20 protein-coding genes are annotated in these 21,680 nt (G+C 32.4%); 11 read left to right on the plus strand and 9 right to left on the minus strand.

All coding sequences use genetic code 11. The annotated features are described in order from the left end of the window. Nucleotides 1-839 (plus strand): diacylglycerol/lipid kinase family protein (locus PKN74_RS01530; protein WP_472307893.1); only part of this gene is annotated, 839 nt, incomplete at its 5' end. 4 nt (nt 840-843) lie between these two features. Here the strand turns inward: PKN74_RS01530 and PKN74_RS01535 are convergent. The 4 genes from PKN74_RS01535 to PKN74_RS01550 form a co-directional block, all read right to left on the minus strand. Continuing rightward, nucleotides 844-1,359, minus strand: a complete 516-nt coding sequence (locus tag PKN74_RS01535) for a chromate transporter (protein ID WP_472307895.1) — start codon at nt 1,357-1,359, stop codon at nt 844-846. Between the two features lie 25 nt (nt 1,360-1,384). Continuing rightward, a complete protein-coding gene (locus tag PKN74_RS01540) occupies nt 1,385-1,945 on the minus strand; it encodes a chromate transporter (RefSeq protein ID WP_472307897.1) in 561 nt (186 codons plus the stop codon). A gap of 129 nt (nt 1,946-2,074) precedes the next feature. After that, nucleotides 2,075-2,782 carry a GntR family transcriptional regulator gene (locus PKN74_RS01545; protein ID WP_472307899.1) on the minus strand — a complete coding sequence of 236 codons (708 nt, stop codon included), beginning with the start codon at nt 2,780-2,782 and terminating at the stop codon, nt 2,075-2,077. A 207-nt stretch (nt 2,783-2,989) separates the two neighbouring features. Further along, nucleotides 2,990-3,394 (minus strand): ribonuclease H-like YkuK family protein, encoded by a 405-nt coding sequence (locus PKN74_RS01550; RefSeq protein ID WP_472307901.1) that lies wholly within the window; start codon nt 3,392-3,394, stop codon nt 2,990-2,992. A 418-nt stretch (nt 3,395-3,812) separates the two neighbouring features. Here PKN74_RS01550 and PKN74_RS01555 point away from each other — a divergent pair, with 418 nt between their 5' ends. The 3 genes from PKN74_RS01555 to PKN74_RS01565 are packed head-to-tail and all read left to right on the plus strand — an operon-like array spanning nt 3,813 to nt 6,014. Next, nucleotides 3,813-4,685 carry a DMT family transporter gene (locus PKN74_RS01555; RefSeq protein WP_472307903.1) on the plus strand — a complete coding sequence of 291 codons (873 nt, stop codon included), beginning with the start codon at nt 3,813-3,815 and terminating at the stop codon, nt 4,683-4,685. 24 nt (nt 4,686-4,709) lie between these two features. Continuing rightward, the gene (gene ltaE, locus PKN74_RS01560) at nt 4,710-5,747 is read left to right on the plus strand and encodes a low-specificity L-threonine aldolase (protein WP_472307905.1); all 1,038 of its coding nucleotides are present in this window, start codon (nt 4,710-4,712) and stop codon (nt 5,745-5,747) included. Between the two features lie 6 nt (nt 5,748-5,753). Next, nucleotides 5,754-6,014 carry an EscU/YscU/HrcU family type III secretion system export apparatus switch protein gene (locus PKN74_RS01565; protein WP_472307907.1) on the plus strand — a complete coding sequence of 87 codons (261 nt, stop codon included), beginning with the start codon at nt 5,754-5,756 and terminating at the stop codon, nt 6,012-6,014. A gap of 19 nt (nt 6,015-6,033) precedes the next feature. Here PKN74_RS01565 and ispE read toward each other — a convergent pair whose 3' ends face one another. The 5 genes from ispE to PKN74_RS01590 all read right to left on the minus strand — a co-directional run bounded on the left by ispE (nt 6,034) and on the right by PKN74_RS01590 (nt 11,209). Next, nucleotides 6,034-6,801 carry a 4-(cytidine 5'-diphospho)-2-C-methyl-D-erythritol kinase gene (gene ispE / locus PKN74_RS01570; RefSeq protein WP_472307909.1) on the minus strand — a complete coding sequence of 256 codons (768 nt, stop codon included), beginning with the start codon at nt 6,799-6,801 and terminating at the stop codon, nt 6,034-6,036. Between the two features lie 36 nt (nt 6,802-6,837). Beyond that, on the minus strand, nt 6,838-9,024 hold the full coding sequence (glgB, locus tag PKN74_RS01575; protein WP_472307911.1) for a 1,4-alpha-glucan branching protein GlgB: 2,187 nt from the start codon (nt 9,022-9,024) through the stop codon (nt 6,838-6,840). A 4-nt stretch (nt 9,025-9,028) separates the two neighbouring features. After that, nucleotides 9,029-10,018 carry a DNA-processing protein DprA gene (dprA, locus tag PKN74_RS01580; RefSeq protein ID WP_472307913.1) on the minus strand — a complete coding sequence of 330 codons (990 nt, stop codon included), beginning with the start codon at nt 10,016-10,018 and terminating at the stop codon, nt 9,029-9,031. Between the two features lie 31 nt (nt 10,019-10,049). Continuing rightward, nucleotides 10,050-10,448: an SPFH domain-containing protein gene (locus PKN74_RS01585; RefSeq protein WP_472307915.1), complete on the minus strand. Its 399-nt coding sequence runs from the start codon at nt 10,446-10,448 to the stop codon at nt 10,050-10,052. A 65-nt stretch (nt 10,449-10,513) separates the two neighbouring features. Continuing rightward, on the minus strand, nt 10,514-11,209 hold the full coding sequence (locus PKN74_RS01590; protein WP_472307917.1) for a tRNA1(Val) (adenine(37)-N6)-methyltransferase: 696 nt from the start codon (nt 11,207-11,209) through the stop codon (nt 10,514-10,516). Nucleotides 11,210-11,767: 558 nt separating this feature from the next. Between PKN74_RS01590 and PKN74_RS01595 the strand changes: the two genes are divergently transcribed. From PKN74_RS01595 to PKN74_RS01625, 7 genes are all read left to right on the plus strand, one after another. After that, nucleotides 11,768-12,709: an NAD-dependent epimerase/dehydratase family protein gene (locus PKN74_RS01595; RefSeq protein WP_472307919.1), complete on the plus strand. Its 942-nt coding sequence runs from the start codon at nt 11,768-11,770 to the stop codon at nt 12,707-12,709. Further along, the gene (locus tag PKN74_RS01600; protein ID WP_472307921.1) at nt 12,684-13,922 is read left to right on the plus strand and encodes a replication-associated recombination protein A; all 1,239 of its coding nucleotides are present in this window, start codon (nt 12,684-12,686) and stop codon (nt 13,920-13,922) included. The genes PKN74_RS01595 and PKN74_RS01600 overlap by 26 nt, the downstream gene beginning before the upstream one ends. Nucleotides 13,923-14,419: 497 nt before the next feature. Further along, a complete protein-coding gene (locus tag PKN74_RS01605) occupies nt 14,420-16,987 on the plus strand; it encodes an ABC transporter substrate-binding protein (RefSeq protein WP_472308039.1) in 2,568 nt (855 codons plus the stop codon). Nucleotides 16,988-17,102: 115 nt separating this feature from the next. Then, complete coding sequence (locus PKN74_RS01610) at nt 17,103-18,152, plus strand: ABC transporter permease (RefSeq protein ID WP_472307923.1); 1,050 nt, start codon at nt 17,103-17,105, stop codon at nt 18,150-18,152. A 41-nt stretch (nt 18,153-18,193) separates the two neighbouring features. Then, nucleotides 18,194-19,561, plus strand: coding sequence for an ABC transporter permease (locus tag PKN74_RS01615; RefSeq protein WP_472308041.1), 1,368 nt, complete (start codon nt 18,194-18,196; stop codon nt 19,559-19,561). Between the two features lie 6 nt (nt 19,562-19,567). Beyond that, on the plus strand, nt 19,568-20,539 hold the full coding sequence (locus tag PKN74_RS01620) for an ABC transporter ATP-binding protein (RefSeq protein ID WP_472307925.1): 972 nt from the start codon (nt 19,568-19,570) through the stop codon (nt 20,537-20,539). Continuing rightward, nucleotides 20,532-21,548, plus strand: coding sequence for an ABC transporter ATP-binding protein (locus PKN74_RS01625; protein WP_472307927.1), 1,017 nt, complete (start codon nt 20,532-20,534; stop codon nt 21,546-21,548). The genes PKN74_RS01620 and PKN74_RS01625 overlap by 8 nt, the downstream gene beginning before the upstream one ends. Nucleotides 21,549-21,680: the final 132 nt, after the last annotated feature.

Consider the following 21,680-nt stretch of genomic DNA (forward strand, 5'->3'; position numbering starts at 1 on the left):
TAAAAAGTGGCGACCTTCAGTTTGACTATGTTTTCACAGAAAAACCTTTTGATGGATTTAGTTTAGCTATGAAAGGCATAGAAAAAGGATATAGAAAGTTGGTTTCTGTAGGGGGAGACGGTACTTTAAATGAAATTGTCAATGCAATTTTAAGACAAAATTTTGTGGAACCATCTGAAATTGCAGTAGGTTCAATAGGTACTGGTCGAGGGAATGATTGGCGTAAAACAATAGGTATTCCCGAAGATTACAATGAGGCTGTAAACATTTTAAAAAAAGAAAAGTATATTTTTCAAGATGTTGGTAAGGTCAGATATATACAAAAAGGAAAAGAAAAAGAAAGATTTTTCATAAATGTTGCTGGAATGGGTTTTGATGCAGAGGTTACTTATAAAGCAAATAAAAAAAGGGGAAGATTCGCTACAAGTCTCTCCTATTCTATGAATCTTCTTAAAACTTTATTTTCATACCGACCTACGAATGTACAAATAATTGCCGATGAAAAAATAGTCTTTGAAAATATGGCATTAACCTTAAATGTTGGCATATGTAAATACAGCGGTGGTGGCATGATGTTTACACCTAATGCTGTTTATGATGATGGACTTTTCGATTTGACGGTAGTTGAAGATGTATCAATTTTTGTAATTTTAAAAAACTTAAGAAAAATATACAATGGATCTTTCATAAAAAATCCTTCTGTGAAAACTTTTAGAGCAAGGACTATAAAAATCTTTTCGCAAGAAAAATTGTACTTAGAAGTTGATGGAGAATCTCTGGGACATGCACCATTTCATTTTGAAATTTTGCCCCAAACCCTTAAGGTTATTGTTGGTTAATTTTTTATCCAAAAACTATACCAATTAAGGCTGTTGCTATAATGATTACTATTGGATTCACATCTGTAAACACTAACAGCAATAAAACTATTACAAAAATCAACAAATTAATTAAGGAGGTAATATTTGTAATACCTATTGTAAAACCTGATCCCAGGATTAACCCTATAACTGCTGGTGCTAAAAATTTAAGTATATTTTGTGGTGTGTTACCAGTCCCATTTTTAAAAAAAGCGGCAATTAGGAGTCCTACAATTAAAGAAGGTGAAATAACTCCTAAAGTTGCAACTACAGAGCCAAGAACACCATAAACCTTATAGCCAACATAAGTGGCACTATTAACAGATATGGAACCAGGGGTTACTTCAGCTATTGCCACTAAATTTAAAAATTCTTCAATACTCATCCAATTATTCTTTACTAGATGTTCTTGAATAAGTGGAATTATCACATATCCCCCACCAAATCCAAATAATCCTATTTCAAAAAATGTACCAAATAATTTTAGTAAAGTAAGCATGGTTAAAATCCTTTCTTTCTAGTAGTTAATTATTTCTTTTATTAAATCTGCTTGATAAGGTACCGATTATAAAAGCTCCAGCAATTATATAAATAGGATTTACATTGAAAACAGTCGTCAAGAAGAAAGAAGTTAAAAAAATTATAAATAAAATTGTTGACCAATTGATACTTTTTGAAAGACTGAAAGCTGCGTATAGAATAAACGCAGCAACAGCGGGTCTTATTCCACTAAAGGCTTTTTCTAAAAGAGCTAATTCTCCCAAATTTGTAAGAGCAAGAGCAATTAATAAAATAATAACAAAAGAAGGTAAAATAACGCCTAAGGCAGAAACTATGGCTCCTAAGACACCTTCTATATTATATCCTAATAAAATGGATAAATTTACCGAGACAGATCCAGGTATTGCTTGGGTTAGTGAAACCGTTTGTGTAAACTTCTCCTTTTCTAACCATTTATTGTTATCAACTATTTCCTTTTCCATCAGTGGAATCATAGCGTAACCTCCGCCAAAAGTGAAAAGGCCTATTTTCAAAAAAGTAAAGAACATGCTAAATAATTTATTTTTTTCTTTCTCTTTTGTCATTGAATCGTCCCCTAACATTCATAGTATAGTAATTTTTTATATAAAAAAAAGGGGATAAATAATATAAAACCCCATTGAAAATAATCATACTTTTTAAACTTAATTAAATTAGTTGGAATGAAATTGTTATTATAAATTTAATTCAGTATAAAATTTGAAGTAGTCAGCTCTAATTAAACTTTCTCTAAATTCTACAAATCTATCATCCGAGTCATAAGTATATCGCGTTGTTTGAAAGAGAGGCACATTTTCTTCTACTTCCAATAACTTTTGAGCTTCTAAAGAAGGTAAGACAGGTTCTAAATATTCTTTTGCCCTGACACATCGGATTCCTTCTCTTTCCAGTAAATCATACAAAGATTTAGTTTGAAGAAGTTTTTTGTTATCTATTTTTTTAAGATAATCGCATGGTATATAAGAAGTTTCCAAAATTAGAGGGATTTCTCCTACCATCCCGATCCTTGTTATCTCCCATAATTCCAAATGTTCAAATTTTTCAACATCTCCTAATCCTTCAACTTTATTAATAGAAATTAATTTCGTTTTAGAGTTATCTACTTTTGTAGCTATACTTCTACCAAAACTATAAAATTTAAGTAAACTTTGTTCCCACAACAAAGATTGAACCTTATAACCACGTCCTGGATAACTTTTTATTGTTCCTTGATGTTTTAACACTTCTAAAACTTTTCTTATTGTGGTTCTTGTTACATGAAATTCTTCTGCCAATTCGTTTTCTGAAGGAAGATATGAGTTAAGGGGATACTCTCCTTCATATATTCGAGAAGTAATTTCATCTGCAATAATTTTATAAATAGGTACTTTATTATTCGCCATTGTTCCATACCTCTAAAATTAATAAATTTTACTATATACAAATTTGTCTACACAAGCTTGTGTAGACAAATTATATCAAACTATTAAAAAATAATCAATATTATTCACCTTAAGTTTTGTTAATTTTGAATTACATTTTAGAAACAAACTAACTGTTATTATTAAATTAAAAATTGATAAAACAAAAAACATCTCATCAACACTTATTTATTTTGTATAAAGGTGTGCAATATTTGTTGCTGCAAAGGAGTAAGGTTTTGTTTTGCAGTCATAGCCAAGTCCTTTTACGTAGCCAGTTAGAGAATTAAAGATTTCTTTAGATTTCCCGTTCAATCCTATATCCAAATGTATTTCAGGTTTTTTCAATTTTAGCTCTTCTTCAATATATTTTGCTGTTTCTAAACTTAGTTCTGTTTCTTTAATAAGCCTGGTATACATATCATATTTTTTGTTTTCTTTGGTAAGATAATAAAAATAAGTACCTCCACTCCCTATTTTATAAATAACAATAGCTGTTGCGAACACAACATTTCCATTTCTAGAATGGCTGTCAGTCCCAACCCATATTTTTACTTCTTCTTTGGCTGAAAATTTTCTAATGAAATCAGGCATTTCTAATGATTCTACAAAACCCAACGTCGGATTTTTTAATCTGAAGTTAAAATCCCCCTTTTCCTTTTTTACTATTATACAACAAAATACTTATTTTGCAACATTTATATCATTTTTTATAGCAATCATTTTAATAAAAAATTGCCTAATCTCTTTGCGATGTATTATGGATTTGATGAGTACAATAGGTGCGTTTCAAATTTTCTTCTTATACTTTGAAAAATAAAAAATCTAAACATGGTAAAATATAATCGATAAATATTATTATAAAGAAAAAGATAAAATATATTTGGTAAGATAAAAAGTATTTTAACCTTTAAAATAATTATCAATGCCTCTATAAGCCGTGACAACAAATATTCTTTAGAGTTTTATGACATTATTATCGATAGTATCAACTTGATTTGGAGGTGTATACTTGCAAAAAACATACAAAGCATATATAAACTTGTTTTTAGTCACTCTAATATGGGGAAGTACATTCCCACTTCATAAAGCTGTTTTAACTGATGAATATACATTTCCATATTTGTTTATTAGATTTGCGATAGCAGGAATTGTTTCTTTAATCATTTGGAGAAAACAGTCTTTTAAATATGGTATGATACTTGGAGTAATTCTGGGATTGGGCCATGCACTTCAAACTTACGGAATTAATTTTACAGATGCTTCTAAAAGTGGGTTTATCACATCCTTATACATTCCCTTTACTCCAATAATTTCTTTTTTAATTGAAAGAGAAAAACCTAATTTAGTTCAATGGATATGTTTTCCTTTGTCTTTACTTGGTTCTTATATGCTTTTTGGAGGTATTCATGGATTTAATATTGGTGATTTCTTAACCTTCATAGGGGCTATTTTATTTGCATTTCATATTGTGTTAATAACAAAATTTTCTAAAATAGTTCAAGAAACCTCACTCTTAGCTTATCAATTTATTTTTGCGGCTTTAGTTAATTTGTTACTTTCCTTTAGTTCTAATTGGAAATTGACACAACCTATTATTGTAACCACATTATACACATCTATAATTGCGACAGTCCTAGTAAATTTTGTTCAGGTTAAATATCAAAAAGTTGTTGGTTCTAATTCAACAGTTCTTATTTTTATTGGGGAACCTATTTTTGCTTCATTATTTTCTTTTATCTTTCTTAAAGAAAAATTTACAACTTTTCAATTAATAGGTGCAATTCTAATGATATTAGTTATCCTTTTAACTTCTTTTTCTGACAAAATTATAAATCGTTTAGTAAAACCTGTGAGTAAAATAGAACAAAACAATAAACGTTAGGGTATAGAAAGAGGTGAATTTCAGATGAAATATATTGATATCAGGAGTGATACAGTAACTCAACCTACTCAAGAAATGAGAGAAGCAATGTATAAGGCAGAAGTTGGCGATGATGTATACGATGAAGATCCAACAGCTAAAAAGTTAGAAGATTATGCGGCTAAAATCGTGGGAAAAGAAGCTGCACTATTTGTTCCTAGTGGCACTTTTGGAAACCAACTTTGCATTTTTACGCACTGTGAGAGAGGTAATGAAGTTATTCTAGATGATAGTTGCCATATAGTAATTCACGAAGTAGGTGCTTCATCAGTAATAGCTGGAGTTCAATTAAGAACCCTTAAGAGCGATAAGGGAGTTATGTCTCCTCAAGAAATTAGAAGTAAAATTAGAAAAGGTGAACAAGACATTCATTTTCCTTCAACTGGGTTAATATGTCTAGAAAATGCCCATTCAAATGGCAGAGTCATCCCTCTTGAAAATATGAAAGAGATATATGAAATAGCAAAAGAAAACAATATTCCTGTTCACCTGGATGGAGCAAGGGTATTTAATGCTGCAACTTATTTAAATATTGATCCTAAAGAAATTACTAATTACTGTGATTCTATAATGTTCTGCTTGTCTAAGGGTTTATGCGCTCCTGTTGGCTCCATAATCGCTGGTAGTAAAATGTTTGTGGAAAAGGCAAAGAAAAGGAGAAAGTTGATGGGCGGAGGGATGAGACAGGTAGGTTTCTTAGCTGCAGCAGGATTAATCGCTCTTGAGAAAATGAGAGGCCGATTGTATGAAGATCATCAAAATGCAAAGTACTTAGGAAATGAATTAAGTAAAATTCCACAAGTATCGGTAAATTTAGATGATATCCAAATCAATATGGTGTTTTTTACTTTAGATATTGGTAACGCAGATGAGATAGTGAGCTTCTTTTTAGATAAAGGTATAAAAATTAACGCTCCTGAAAACGGCATGTTCAGATTTGTAACAAATTATTGGGTTTCCAAAGAAGACATTGATTATGTGATTAAAACCCTAAAAGATTTTTTATCTTTAAAAGTGAGATGAAAATAAATGGAAAAAAAGAAAGCAGTTGCTTTACGATATAAAAGGGGAGTAGATAATGCACCAAAAGTAGTAGCAAAAGGTATGAATCTTATAGCCCAAAGAATTCTGGAGATTGCTGAAAAAGAAAATATACCTATTATTAAGAATGAAAAAGCGGTAGAAGATTTCTATGCTCTTGATTTAAATGATGAAATACCACCCGAACTTTATGAAATAGCTGCTGAAATCATAGCTTTTGTCTATAAATTGGACCGACAATATATCTAAAAATATCTAAAATAATTTTTTACTCATAAACTCTAAAGAGAGTGCTACCTGACCCGCTCATAAGAGCAAAAATAGTGCCTTCTTCTTTTTCTAAAACTAATTTTTGTAATTCTAACTGTGGGAAAATCCTAAAAGCAACTTGTTCAAAAACGTTGAAGGCATTTTCTTTAGCACCTTCAGCGTTTTTGTTTTTTAATGCATCGTATAGAAGATAGGGATTTCCGTGATGCTTTATTTCTTTCCATTGTTGATCTAAGAGTTCATACATCTTTTTAGTTTCTAATTTCGCTGACATGGGATATATTTCTATCTTAATCTCCAATGGCTCCAAGAACTCTAATATCTCTCCTCTTCCTCTTCCTATCGCTGTCCCTCCTCTTAATAGAAAAGGAACATCACTTCCTATTTTTTTGGCTATTTCAAAAATATCTTCTTCTGGTATATTAAAATTTTTAGACAGAAAATTTAATAAGGCGGCGGAATCAGCACTTCCACCGCCTAATCCTCCTCCTACTGGAAGTTTTTTAATTAATTTTATTTTTAAGTTAAAATCATGAATGCCTGTTTGACTTTTAAACACTTCTATAGTTTTCTTTAAAATGTTTGCTTCCCATGGTATAGACAATTTTGGCTGACTCTCAAATAATTCTTTTTCAGCAAAATCTACAAAAATAATATCATGTTCTTTTATAGATTGAAAAAGTGTTAATATGTCATGATAACCGTCGCTTCTTTTTCTTAGCACATCGAGATAAAGATTAACTTTTCCGTAAGCTTTTAAAACCATGGCTAAATCTTCTCCAATATTGTTGTTTGAAAAAATTTATTTTATTACATATTTAAAATACATTCCAGCCAATGGAGGCAAGGTCAAGATAACGGATTGTTCTCTTCCATGCATGGGAACATCTTGTGAATAAACTTCTCTGGGATTATCAACCCCACTGCCATAGTATTCTTTCCAATCACTATTTAATATTTCTTGATAAACACCCTTTTTTGGAACTCCTATCCGATAATTTTCTCTTGGCACAGGAGTGAAATTAAAAACGCAAACCATTATCTCTTCAACATTTTTAGATTTTCTTATAAATGAAATAACACTGTTATCAGTATCATTGAAATCTATCCATTCAAAGCCATCATAACTATGATCTACTTCAAAAAGAGATTTGTGATCTTTATAAATTTTATTTAAATCTTTTAAAAATAAGCTAATTTTCTGATGGGGTTCGTATTGTAGCAAATGCCAATCTAAACTATGTAAACAATCCCATTCCTTTCTTTGAGCAATTTCAGAACCCATAAAAAGTAACTTCTTACCAGGATGAGCATACATATAAGAATAAAATAACCTGAGATTAGCAAATTTTTGCCAATCATCTCCCGGCATTTTTTCTAAAAGAGACCTTTTTCCATGAACCACTTCATCATGCGATATAGAAAGTATAAAATTTTCTGAAAAGGCATAAAGTAATGAAAAAGTTAGATCATTTTGATGATATTTTCTAAATATAGGATCTTTGCTGAAATATCGTAAAGTGTCATTCATCCATCCCATATTCCATTTATAAGAAAAGCCCAACCCACCAAAATGAACAGGCTTTGTTATTCCTGGGAAGGCTGTAGATTCTTCTGCTATTGTTAATATTCCTGGAAAATACTGGTAAGTAACTGTATTCAGATGCTTTAAAAAATCGATTGCTTCTAAATTTTCTCTTCCTCCATATTTATTAGGAATCCACTCACCATCTTTTCTGCTATAATCTAAATAAATCATCGAAGCAACAGCATCTACCCTTAATCCATCTACATGATATTTTTCGAGCCAAAACAAAGCGTTTGATAACAAAAAGTTTTTCACTTCATGTCTTCCATAATTAAAGATATATGTTCCCCAATCTTTATGTTCTCCAAGTCTAGGATCCAGATGTTCATACAAAGCAGTTCCATCAAATCTACCTAAAGCAAATGCATCTTTTGGAAAATGTCCAGGAACCCAATCTACAAAAACTCCTATACCATTTTGATGCATAACGTCAACAAAATACATGAAATCTTCAGGTTTGCCAAATCGGCTTGTGGGAGCAAAATATCCAGTCACTTGATAACCCCACGAAATGTCTAAAGGATGTTCAGCTATCGGAAGCAATTCGATATGTGTAAAATTATGTTGTTTAACATGTTTTACCAATTTATCAGCTAACTCTCTATAAGTTAAAAACTCATTTCCATCTTTTCGAGCCCATGATCCCAAATGAACTTCATAAATAGTCATTGGTTCTTCAAACCAATTCACGTCTTTTCTTTGTTCCATCCACTTCTTATCTTGCCACTTATGCTTGTCATTTACATCGTAGACTATCGCAGCTGTGTTGGGTCGAACTTCAAAATAGGTCCCATATGGATCCGTTTTTATAAGTAATTCTCCACTTTGAGTTTTAATTTCAAATTTGTACAAATCTCCTTCCACTACACCCGGAATGAAAATTTCCCAAATTCCAGATGATCCAAGCACCCTCATTTGGTGAACTCTACCATCCCAATTATTAAAATTGCCCACAACACTAACCCTTTTAGCATTTGGGGCCCATGTCGCAAATAACACCCCATTGACACCTTTTATTTGCAGAGGATGTGCACCTAATTTTTCGTAAATTTTATAGTGGTTTCCCTCGTTAAACAAATATCTATCGTATTCAGAAATAACGGGCAAAAAAGAATAAGGATCCATAGTTCTCCATTTATTACCATCTTTAGACACATATTCAAATTCATAATCAAAAAATTCTTCACCTTCTATCTTCTTTTCAAAAAGCCCATTAGGATGTATTTTATCTAACTTGATTTTTTTCTCTTTAGCCAACAAATATGCTTCTTCCGCAAAAGGTTGTATAGTTCTTACTACTAAATTTTTTTCGTTTAATTTTCTTAAACCAAGATAGATAAAAGGATCATGGCACTCTGCATTTATTAACATTTTAATCTCATCGTCTGTTAATATTGGCATGGGATCACTCTCCTTCTTTAAAAATATAGTAAACTCCATTTTCTTGTACAATTTTTCCCTCTATTTCCATTTTCATTATTGTTGATAAAATTAAGGATACATCATCGCTTAAAGAATCACAAATTAAATCTAAATTATCCTTTCCATCAGCTATTAATTTAAGTATATTTTGTTCTATAAAAGAACTTTTATCTTTTGATGTATTAGCAGTGTTAACAAAACCGTTGTTTATTCCAAATATTTCTCTGAGTTGTTCAGAAGAAATAATAGGAGTAGCTCCATTATATATTAAGTAATTCGTTCCGTAAGAATTTAAGCGGGTAATATCCCCAGGTACTGCCAAAACTTCTCTTCCGTAGTCAAGAGCATATCTAGCAGTAATAAGCGAACCACTTTTTTTTGAAGCTTCCACTACAATTGTTTTTTCTGAAAGTCCTGCTATTATTCTATTTCTATAAGGGAATGTGTATTTTGCCGGATGAGTCCCGGGAAAGTATTCTGAAATAACTAATCCTTCATTTTTTATTTTAGTGTATAAATTCTCATTTGATTTAGGGTAAATTATATCTATTCCATTTCCTAAAACAGCGATTGTTTTTTTTGAATTCAAATGTGCAATGGAATCTATACCATAAGCCAATCCACTGACAACAGTATAACTGTCGAGTGTATGAGCTATCTTCTCACAAATCATTTTCCCATAACTAGTTGGTTTTCGAGTTCCAACGATCGAAACTTTTTTACTTTTCATTAAAGAAATATCGCCTAAATAGTAAATAACAACGGGAGGATCGTTTGTTTCTTTTAGGAGATCTGGATATGCTTCATCCCAATAAGTCAAAATTTTTAAATCTTTTACATTGTTCAATTTTTTTAAAATAGCTCTCTTTTTTTCTTCAAAATCTTCTTTAAAAACTATAGGTAATCTTTCAGTATCTACAAGTTCTATTAATTCTTGATTGGTTTTCTTATATGCCTCTTTGAGAGTTATCATATCTAAAACGTTCAGTTTGAAGTCCTCCTCCTTAAAAGATTTTTATAGATACTTTATCCCTTTCTGTCGTTAATACTTTTTCTAACTCTAATAACGCGACCATTTCTCGCAAAACATTTTCGGAAGTGAATTTAACTAAATCATATCCTTGAATTACATTAAAAGGATATGCAACAGGATCATTGACTCTATATTGAACAATGTCTTCGATACTTATGATATTTTGGCCTCCTGTAATCATTAGAGCTTCTTTGTCAACGTATACATAAGAAGTGATTCTGCCAAAGCTTGTGGTTCTAAATCCGATCTCAATCTTATTTATTGATCTGACATCTACGAGAACGTGAGATTGAAAAGGATATGGTAGATGTCCATGGATGCCAGGGCCAGTTGTCAAAGAATATACACCAAAAGTTTTAACTAACGCCACTTCAGTAGGATATCGACAATTCTTTCTGGATACTTTTCAAAATCAAATTCGTAATTTTCAAAAATTTATTTAATTGTATCTAAGAATATTGGGGGATGAATCACTAAATTCCTTCCGCCGTTCTTTCTAAAAATTAAAGAAATCAGTTGAGCTTCTTTATTTCTATTTCCATATCCTATATACATTTGCTGAGGTTCAAGATTGTTTCTTTCTAAGATAATAAAAACGTCTGATAAAATTGCTGGGTGTATTACAAAACAACCCAAGCTTTTATTTTTTAAAAGATATTTAGCAGCGTAGAAAAAATCTTCTAACAACGCTAAGTTATCTGCAGATCTAGCCATTCTTCTGTCTTCTCGCTCACTTTTTAATCCATCAAAATAATGTGGAGGATTTGAGATAACTAAATCAGCAAATTCGGTGTTGAAAAATTTTTTTACATCTTTAACGTTTAAATTATAAAACTCAACATTTTTATTACAATTGATTTGCTTATTATTTAAAGACCATGCAAATAATTCTTCTTGAACTTCAATACCATAAATTTGACTACTTTCTGTTAATTTTGATAAAGCTAAACAAACATGTCCAACACCACTGCCTAGCTCTACAATTCTATATCCATTTTTAGCTGGACATGTTGCCAATAAAAAAACACTTGCATGAGTTGGAAGGTGAGATTTATTAGGAGAATAAATATTTAGACTTCTGTAAACTTCATCTATTTTCTTGACTCTATTTTCAAACTCTAATGCATCCATGAAAACACACTCCAAGATATAAATTGATAAAAATTAAACTCTTTTTTTTTTTACATATAACAATTCCCGATATTATTAACAATTATTAAGTAATTATAACACAAAATTAGTATTGTTTCTAGAAATTTTTAACATTAATATTTTCAATCAGTGTTAATTGTTTATATCTTTTAGAAAAAATTGTTTCTTAAAGTGAGGATTTCGAATTTGGAAACATGGCAGAAAGGTACAATCCCCCAATTTGTGTTCTGATAAAATGAAGACAAATTCTTAAGTTTTAATAGTTGTTTAGGGGGGTAGGACACACCTCCATCACCTCGATTAAAATCCAGAGATTCAAATATAATTTAGATTAGATTCAACTTTGAAGTGATCGAATATCTAATTAGAATATAAATTCTATAATAAATTAAATAAATGTTATAATAATGTTTGAGAAGAAAATTAATAAATAGGCACTTTAGATATGAAGATTTTTGAAAAATAAGATTTTGAATTTATAAATGCATGTTTTAAAATTTCTAAAGTGACCAAATCAATAAAATATAGGAGGTAATCATGTCTGACAAAAACAAATACAAAATACTTGTAACCGGTGGGGCTGGGTTTATTGGTTCAAATTTAGTCGATAGATTAGTAGAAGAAGGCCATTCAGTAGTGGTAGTGGACGATCTTTCAACTGGTAAGATAAATTTGTTGTCTCCTTTAGCTTTATTTTATCATCAAGATATTAGGGACTACAAAGTCCTAGAAATCATTTTTGAAACTCATCATTTTGACTATGTTTTTCATCTAGCAGCTCAAATTTCTGTACCAGAATCTGTCGATAACCCAAAAAAAGATGCAGAAATAAACATTATGGGTACTTTAAATATATTGTCCTTATCTTCTAAATATGGAGTTAAAAAGATAATATTTTCTTCATCTGGTGGAGCAATCTATGGGGAGAATGCTCCTATACCTACAACGGAAGATTTTTGTCCAAATCCAATAAGTCCATACGCTATTTCCAAATTAGCTTGTGAACATTACATAAAATTTTTTTCAAAAGAATTTTCACTGAATTATACAATATTAAGATATTCTAATGTTTATGGGCCTAAACAAACTCCTAAAGGCGAAGCAGGTGTAGTTGCAATATTCACAGAAAACATGCTAAAGAACCAAGAAGTTGAAATCTACGGAAATGGGGAACAGATAAGAGATTTTATTCATGTTTATGACGTTGTCGAAGCTAACATTTTATCCATAAACAATGCTGATAACGAAATATTAAATATCTCATGTAATGAAGCAACAAGTATAAACGAGCTTTTTAAAATAATGAAAGAAGAAACTAACTACAAAAAATCTCCTATATATCAACCGAAAAGGCCTGGAGATTTAGAGGTAAGTGTGCTTTCAAATGAAAAAGCCAAACGGATTTTAAACTGGCAACCTTCATTCAATTTAAAAGAAGGAGTGAAAAATACTATTGAATGGTATAGAACCTCTGTATGAAAAAATACGCCCCAAAAACATTGATGAAATTTTAGGAAATGAGAAATTGAAAGAAGTACTCAAGACCTGGGTAAAAAATAAAAAAGTTAGGTCTTTTATCATATATGGGGAACCCGGAACAGGTAAATCTACCATTGTTAAAGCTTTACTAAACGAAATTAAAGACTTTTATGATATATATACTATTTCAGGTGCTCTAGAGGGTAAGAAAACTATTAAAAGTATAATTGAAAAAGAAGATAATCTTTTTTCTAAGCCAAAACTTTTATTTGTTGATGAAATTCACAGATTAAACAAAGCTGAACAAGATACACTTTTATTAAGTATTGAAACAGGAGCTCTTACTCTAATTGGAGCTACAACAGAAAACCCCGCTATAAGCATAAATCCCTCATTGCTTTCTAGGGTTTTAATCTTTAAAACACAGGAATTATCGGAAAAAGATTATGAAATGTTATTTGAAAGAATTAAAGATTATTACAAAGATATAAATATAACCGATGAGGCAAAAAAGGCTCTTGTGGATTATGCTGGAAAAGACCTTCGAAGAATAATCAATTTAATAGAAACTGCTAAGGAAGCTTCTATAAACGAAATAGATCTACAATTTCTCTCTGATTTTACAGGTTTTAAATTAAGCTATAATAAAGATGCAAAATATAGTTTTATTTCTGCATACATTAAAAGTGTGAGGGGAAGTGATCCAGATGCTGCCATTTTGTATCTTGCTTATATGCTTGAAAGTGGAGAAGATCCACTATATATAGCTAGAAGAATGGTTATTCTTGCTGCAGAAGATGTTGGTCTTGCAGATCCAAACGCTCTAAACATTGCTGTATCAGCAATGATAGCTACGGAGCATATTGGTTATCCAGAATGTTATCTTCCCTTATCTGAAGCAACTTTATATTTATGTGCTTGCCCAAAATCCAATTCTGCTTACTTAGCTTATTCAAAGGCTAAAGATTTCATAAACAAAACTAACTTTGAACTCCCTAAAAAATTAATTAATCCACTCAATAAAAAAATGGTAAAGCAGGGATTTGGCGTTGATTATAAATATCCGCATGATTATGGAGGTTTTGTTAGAGAAAGTTACATGCCAGAAAATTACGAAAAAATCCAATTTTTTTACCCGAAAGAGGTTGGCTATGAAAAAAAGATAAAGGAAAGATTAGTTCAACTATGGAAAGATCAAAAAAAATATTTTTGAAAAATGATTTTACCTTTTAACTTAAATTAGTTTAACTAAAATTTTTTTAATTTATAAGAACCAATAGTTGTTAGTTACTTGCTTTTTAATTTGTCTGTTTTTACTTGTAATATTGGATTATATCGTAGTCTACAGACATTTTGAATGATATGACTATATAATTTAACTTATTTACTTGACAACCTAAAGAAAAATGTATTATAATAGTAACGGTTTATGTGAATATCTAAAGTAAACTAAATTAAAATGTCTTAATAGAAACAGCTTTTTTAGTAATATAAAAAATAATAAAGGTATTTTAATCAAAGATTTTTTTCTTTAATCTTATTAAATATTTTTACATGAACAGTAAATTTTATAAAATAATATAATAACTATGTATTATTTGTGAGAAAGTTTTAATTTTATAATAGTTTTTTGCATAAATACCCAAGGATACTATGAAGTTTGGGTAAAGGGGATAAAAAGTCTTTTGAAATAAATTTCTTTATAACTACATATATCAAAAAGTTAATTTCAAAAGACAGAAGAAATACAATTTTAAAAGGAGGGATTCTATGAAAAAAGTGAATACTGTGCTAGTCGTGTTGATGTGTGTGCTCTCTGCTTTAATTTTTGCAGAGAAGGGGCCTATGCCAGATAAGGTATATTTTGATGTAAGAATGCAAGAAGATATTGCTATCCAAGATGTCGCAGCTGGTAACGTCGATGTATTCCTTACCTCGGTAGATGCACCCCTAGTTTATTCCTTGCCAAAATCCACTCTAGACAAACTAGATGTTTACTCGATTCCATCCGGTTCTTGGTCCTTGCTATTTAATCCAGTTCCAAATGAGGCACCATATACAGTAAACGTTGGAGGTAAAGAATACTTCAATCCTTTGGCAATTCGAGAAGTTAGATTTGCAATGAACTTTCTAATAAACAAACAATACATTGTTGATGAAATTCAACAAGGTGCCGGAGGAGTAATGCATGTAATGGCTACTCCAGGGCAACCAGGCACTGAACCATATGTTCAGCTGGCCGCAAAAATGGGTTTTACACCTGAAGGAAACGAGGATTTAGCCCTCGAAATGATCGAAAAAGCTATGAACGAAGCAGCTAATCTTCCAGAAAACAAGGGTAGATTGGTTAAGAGTGGTCAATGGTGGACCTTTGACGGAGAACCAGTCACATTAAAGTTCTTGATTCGTGTAGATGACCCTGAAGGAAGGCTTAAAGCTGGAAGATACATTGCAGATCAGATAGAAAAAGCTGGAATAAAAGTAGATAGATTAGAAAGAGATAGAACTGCAATACAGATCGCTTATTATTCAAATCCTGCCGATCTTGAATGGCATATCTACACTGAAGGATGGGGCGCAGGAGCCACTAGAAAGTATTGGCATCATATTGTTTGTCAAATGTATGCACCTTGGTATGCTAACATGCCTGGTGGTCAGGAACCAACCCACTGGAATTATGTACAAGACGAAATCGATTATCTTACTCAAAAGGTTTACACGGGACAATTTAAAACAGAAGAAGAATACTGGGATGCTATTCTAAGAGCTACAGAACTTGGATTAGAAGATGCTGTAAGAATTTACATTTCATATCAAGATCAATTCTTCCTAGCCAACAAAGATCGCTTCAATAGAAGAATGGTGTATGGCTTAGGAGATGGCTTAAATGAATGGTCTATACTTACAGCAGATACAAAGGATAGAATACTAAGAGTTACTCAACATTCTGCGTTAGGTGCTCTATTTATGAGTGCATGGGATCCTGTAGGAACGAGTGGATTCAATGATGTTTTCTCTATCAATATTGCTGCACCGATGTATGAACGTGGAATGTTTGAAAGTCCGGCATCGGCTGATATTATACCAGCGACTGTAATACCAAGACTTGAAACTTTAGAGACAAAATTTGACGTAGATGAAAACGGTGAACTTGTTGGTTTAATTGAAGTACCCGAAGATGCCATAAAAGTTGATCTTGATACAAAAAAATGGGTCCCTGTTGGTCCTGGGAAAAAATCTATAAGTGTATGTACGTATGATTTAATACATAGCGTTTGGAATCATGGAATCTCAATAAGCTTAACCGATTATATGTATGCTCCCGCTTACGCCTGGGATTTATCAGTAGATTCTGGTTCTGGAGATACCAGATATGATCCTACTTATTCAGCTTCTGCAAAACCAGGTTTAGAGGTAGAAGTTGCTAGAAAAGTTAATCCAGATGGTTCTATAACTGTTTGGTTTAACTATAACTTCCCTGTTGATGAAATGTATCTAGCATCTTGGGGAGCACCAGGTTGGTCAGTTTCTCAATCAGGGCAACCTATAGGAGTATCTTGGGAGATCGTCGAAGCTCTAACTAGGTTAGTCGAGCATGGAGGAGTTTCGGGAAGAGAGTACACGTTCTCAGCTACTGCTGTTAAGGGAAATGTCTATGAAGTCGATGTTATTGAACCCGTATGTGTTGGAGATATAAAAGCTGAACTTCAAAAGATGATTAACGAAAAATACGTTCCTGTCTATATTAAAGACCTTGTAACTCCAGAAGAAGCTGTACAGAGATATCAAACTGCGCTTGATTTTGTTAACAAATATGGTCATGCTTATATTGGAAGTGGACCATTCTACATGTCAAAATATGATCCGGTTGCTCGTTATGTGGAATTAACCGCTGTAAGAGATGAGAGATATCCTTTCGAAAGGGGCTATTGGAACACATTCTTTGAAACAGTAAGATTGAATGTTGATAGTGTGGATCTTGCGTTTGCAGCAATGGGTGGTTTAGACCTTCCTGTATATATTAATGTGTCAGAAGTTCTTTATCCTTATGATACATTCACACCCGCTTCCGAGGGTGACGTTGAAGTTTCATTAATAATACCGGGTGAAGCGACAATGACATTCAAAGCAGAAGTTGAATCTCCAGGTAGATTTGTGGCAATTATACCTGGTAGTGTCCTTGCAAAATTAGAACCAGGCACATATTCAGTGGCAGTGGCAGCTAAATCAGAAGGGGCTATCCCATCAACCTATTCAACTACAATAATTGTTTACTAGTATTAAGAGAAGTAATTAAAGTGAGTTCAATTTAATAATTCTTTTTTCACAGGCTCCCCGATAAGGGGAAGCCTGTTTTTAAAGAGCTCGTAATTGATAAGAGGTGATCGATTTTATGTATTGGAGATATGCTATAAGAAGGATCCTTATGGGTATTATTATTTATGTAATAATCATTTTTATTTATTCCTTCCTTTTCAATACTGTAATGGAAGAAACACTAAATGGACAAATAATTGAACAAGTCAATGGAGAAATGTTAAAGATGTCTCAAGTTGGAACGGACCCTCAATATTTATTAGAATACAGAGAAAGAAGAATTAGAGAACTTAGGGATTTATATCACCTTGACGACCCTTTACTTTCGAGAGTTTTCTGGAGAGCTATAGATACTTTAACCTTTAATTACGGCAAATCAACTATCATGAGATCTTTTAAAGGAGAAACCGATGTTATAAAGATTGTTGTTGAAAGAATACCTAACACGTTGATCCTATTTACAACATCTATAATTTTAGATATATTATTAGGAGTTTGGTTAGGAATTAAAAAAGCTCAAAAAGCTGGTGGCATTATGGACAAAACCACTTCAATAGCAACTATGGCGGTTTATGGATTGCCGTCGTGGTGGTTTGGAATGGTTATGATAATGCTTTTCGCCTTCTCTATACCCATATTTCCTTCTGGAGGCTTAAGTAGCGTTCCACCACCTGAAACTTTTTTTGCAAAATTTGTTGATTTACTGTATCACATGGCTTTACCAGTAATCACGCTTGTTTTTATTGGATTTTGGGGACGAGCTTATTTGACAAGAAACATAGTTTTAGGAAATTTACAAGAAGATTTTATTATGTCTGCAAGAGCTCGTGGGTTACCTGAAAGGTCTGTTTTATATGGGCATGCTTTAAGAACGTCTGCTCCTCCAATTTTAACAATGTCGCTTTTATCCTTGTTAGGCTCTTTTTCAGGAGCGCTCATTTTTGAGGGTATATTTAGTTGGCCAGGCATGGGAAACTTATATTGGGCCGCTGTACAGCAAAATGATATACCCGTACTTTTAGGCAACCTTTCAATAACTACCCTAATATATATTGCGGGTATTGTGGTTTTAGATTTAATCTATGGATTCCTGGATCCTAGAATAAAAGTAGGTGGGAAAGCGTGAGTGCTGAAAAAAAACCTAAAAAATCATCCAGTAGACTAAAAATGCAGCTAGTTGATTTCTGGAATGAATTTAAACAAATTAAATTTGGGATTATAGGAATAATTTTTCTCGTGATTGCAATTTTAGTAACGATATTTGAAAGTTTTTTGATTCCTTTTCCAGAAGCTTCTACACGATGGAGAGATATAACCTACTGGGAAGATAATCCCAGAAATGCGCCTCCAGCGTGGATTAACTGGTTTAGTAAAAAAGATTATACCCCTACTACCTACATAGATGATATAAATTTTGAAGAAAATATAATGTCTCCTACTATGACTTTGATGACATCTGTAATAGAATATGATTATCGTTATGATGTTCCACCTATAGATTTGATTTATAGAGGAAGATATAAAGGATCTTTTACTTTAAACATCGTTTTAGAACGACCTGATGGTAATGTTTTAAATTTAGTAAACAAAAATTTTAGTTCTCCATCATGGAAAGATTTTAGAGTCGCGATTGGTACTGAAGCAAAAAATCCTGTTCAAAGCTTTGCTAAAAAATACCAGAATTCCTCAGTTCAAAGCGTAAAAGTAAATAACGTGCTTTTTGCTCAAGCAAATGAGACAATTCTCTCAAACCCTCAACCTTTGAAGGGCACGTATAAATTTAAAGTTAACATAATAAAAACCTCTGCAGATACAATTATTGAGGAACCAAAACTAGTCTTGTCTGGCGCAGTGTCAGGTATCTTAGGTACAGATAACGCAAAAAGAGATATTTGGAGTGGTTTAATAGCTGGCACTAAATGGGCTCTTTTTATCGGACTCCTGACTTCTGCTATTTCTGTTACAGTAGGGGTCATTTATGGTGTTGTTTCCGCTTATTATGGAGGAATTGTCGATTCCGTAATGCAAAGAATTTGGGAAATTTTTGCAAATATTCCTTTACTCCCAGTTTTAATAGTTTTGGCTGCTATATTTAAACCTAGCATTTGGTCACTAATAATTATGATGTGTTTGTTTTTTTGGGTAGGTCCTGTAAAGACTGTAAGAAGCATGGCTTTGCAAATAAAAGAAGAAACGTATGTAGAAGCTGCTAAGGCTTTGGGTGCATCACATGCCCGAATAATTTTTAAGCATATGGTACCTATTTTAATCCCATACTCATTTGCTAGTATGGCGTTAAATGTACCAAGTGCTATACTTTATGAAGCATCGGTAAGTTTGCTTGGTTTGGGCGATGCTACTATAGTAACATGGGGCCAAATCCTTCATGACGCAATGAACGGAGGAGCCGTTACAAATGGACTGTGGTGGTGGGTAGTTCCACCAGGTATTGCCATAGCCCTTATAGGAATGACTTTTGCATTTATTGGTTTTGCAATGGACACAATCCTAAATCCAAAACTAAGAACGAGGTAGATAAAAATGAGCGATGTTTTAGCTGTTAATAATTTAAAAATATACTATTATACGCGTAAAGGTGTTGTCAAAGCTTTGGATGATGTGAGCTTTACTCTAAAAGAAGGAGAAACACTTGGTTTAGTTGGTGAGTCGGGATGTGGAAAAACCACCTTAGGCATGGGCCTTTTAAGAATGCCTAGCCCTCCGGGGAGAATAGTAGATGGAGAAATTATAATAGATAATGAAAATATTGTTCCTTTAGATGAAAATGAGTTACGTAAAAGAATTAGATGGTCGAAAATATCCATGATATTTCAAGGTGCTATGAATAGCTTAACTCCAGTATATAGCATAAAAAAGCAAATGTTAGAAACTCTCTTAAATCATCGTGAAATGGAAGAAGAACAAGCTCTTGAAATAATTAAAAAATATTTAAATTATGTTGGTTTGTCTGATGATGTCTTAAGAAGATATCCTCATGAACTTTCTGGAGGAATGAAACAAAGGGTTGTTATAGCTACAGCTCTTTTTCTTGAACCAAAAATTATCGTCGCAGACGAACCCACAACAGCTTTGGACGTTGTAGTTCAAGCACAAATAATAAATTTGCTAAAAAAATTAAAACATGAACTAAACCTTTCTTTTATATTTATCACACATGATTTAGCAACAGAAGCAGAAGTTGCAGATAGAATAATGGTGATGTATGCTGGTAAAATAGCAGAAATCGGAACCAATAGTCAAATATATGGTCGGCAAGGACCTTCTCATCCATACACAAAAGGCCTTTTAGGAGCTACTCCAAAGCTACGAGAAAAAGTAGAAGAATTAGCATTTATACCTGGTACTCCTCCCGATCTTCTAAATCCTCCAACTGGATGCAGGTTCCATGAACGTTGTCCCGTTGTTTTTGATAAATGTAGTTTAAATGAACCTCCTTTAAGAGAAATCGAACCGGAGCATTTTGTTGCATGTTGGAGGTGTTACGATGAATGATGAAATAATTTTAAGTGTAAAAAATTTAAAAAAATGGTTTCCTCTAAGAAGAAGCATTGCAGAAGTTTTTAAAGGCAAAAGAAAATGGGTGAAAGCTGTAGATGGCATAAGTTTTGACATTAAAAAAGGAGAAATTTTTGCGCTCATTGGTGAGTCGGGATGTGGAAAAACTACGACTGGCCGTTTAATTATGAAATTAGAAGAACTAACCGCGGGACAGATTATCTTCAAGGGGGTTGATATTTCTTCTTTATCTTCCGCCAAAGATATAAAGAAATATAAAGAAGATGTCCAGATGGTTTTTCAAGATCCATATGCATCAATGAATCCACGATTTAGGGTTAGGGACGTATTGTACGAACCTTTAATTATTCATGAAAAAACCAAAAATCACGCGGAAATGGAACAATTAGCTGTAAAAGCTCTCGAAGAAGTTAAATTGACTCCTCCAGACGAGTTTTTAGATAGGTTTCCACATATGTTAAGCGGTGGCCAAAGGCAGAGAGTAGCTACCGCGAGAACTTTAGTGCTTTCTCCAGATCTAATTATAGCTGACGAACCCGTTTCTATGATCGATCTTTCTACAAGAGCAGAAATTTTGCACATGATGAAAGAAGTTCAAGAGAGATTGAATTTAACTTATCTCTATATTACTCATGATCTCTCTACTGCGAGATACTTTTGTGACAGAATTGCTGTAATGTATCTTGGAAGAATTGTGGAATTAGGTACTTCTGACGAAATTATAGAAAATCCTTTACATCCGTATACAAAAGCCCTAATAGCTGCTGTTCCTGAACCAATCGCTGGTAAAGAAAATATTATTAAAGATATTCCTATTAAAGGAGAAATCCCATCAGCCTCTAATATACCTCAAGGATGCAGATTCCATACAAGATGTTTGTACGCCAAACCAATTTGTTATGAAAGTGATAATGACCCAGAACTTGAAGAAAATTCAAATGACGGGCACTATGTGGCTTGTTATCTACACAAAGAAATAAATTAGAAAGTACAAAATATTAAATAAAAACCCCACTTTTGTGGGGTTTTTAAAATAATTTGTTGTTATCCTTATCTCATTTTTGAGACATAAAAAATAACTTATTATTGTATTTTGTAGTATTAAACCATATGAAGG

This window comes from Defluviitoga sp. (genome assembly GCF_035349255.1).
GTDB lineage: Bacteria > Thermotogota > Thermotogae > Petrotogales > Petrotogaceae > Defluviitoga.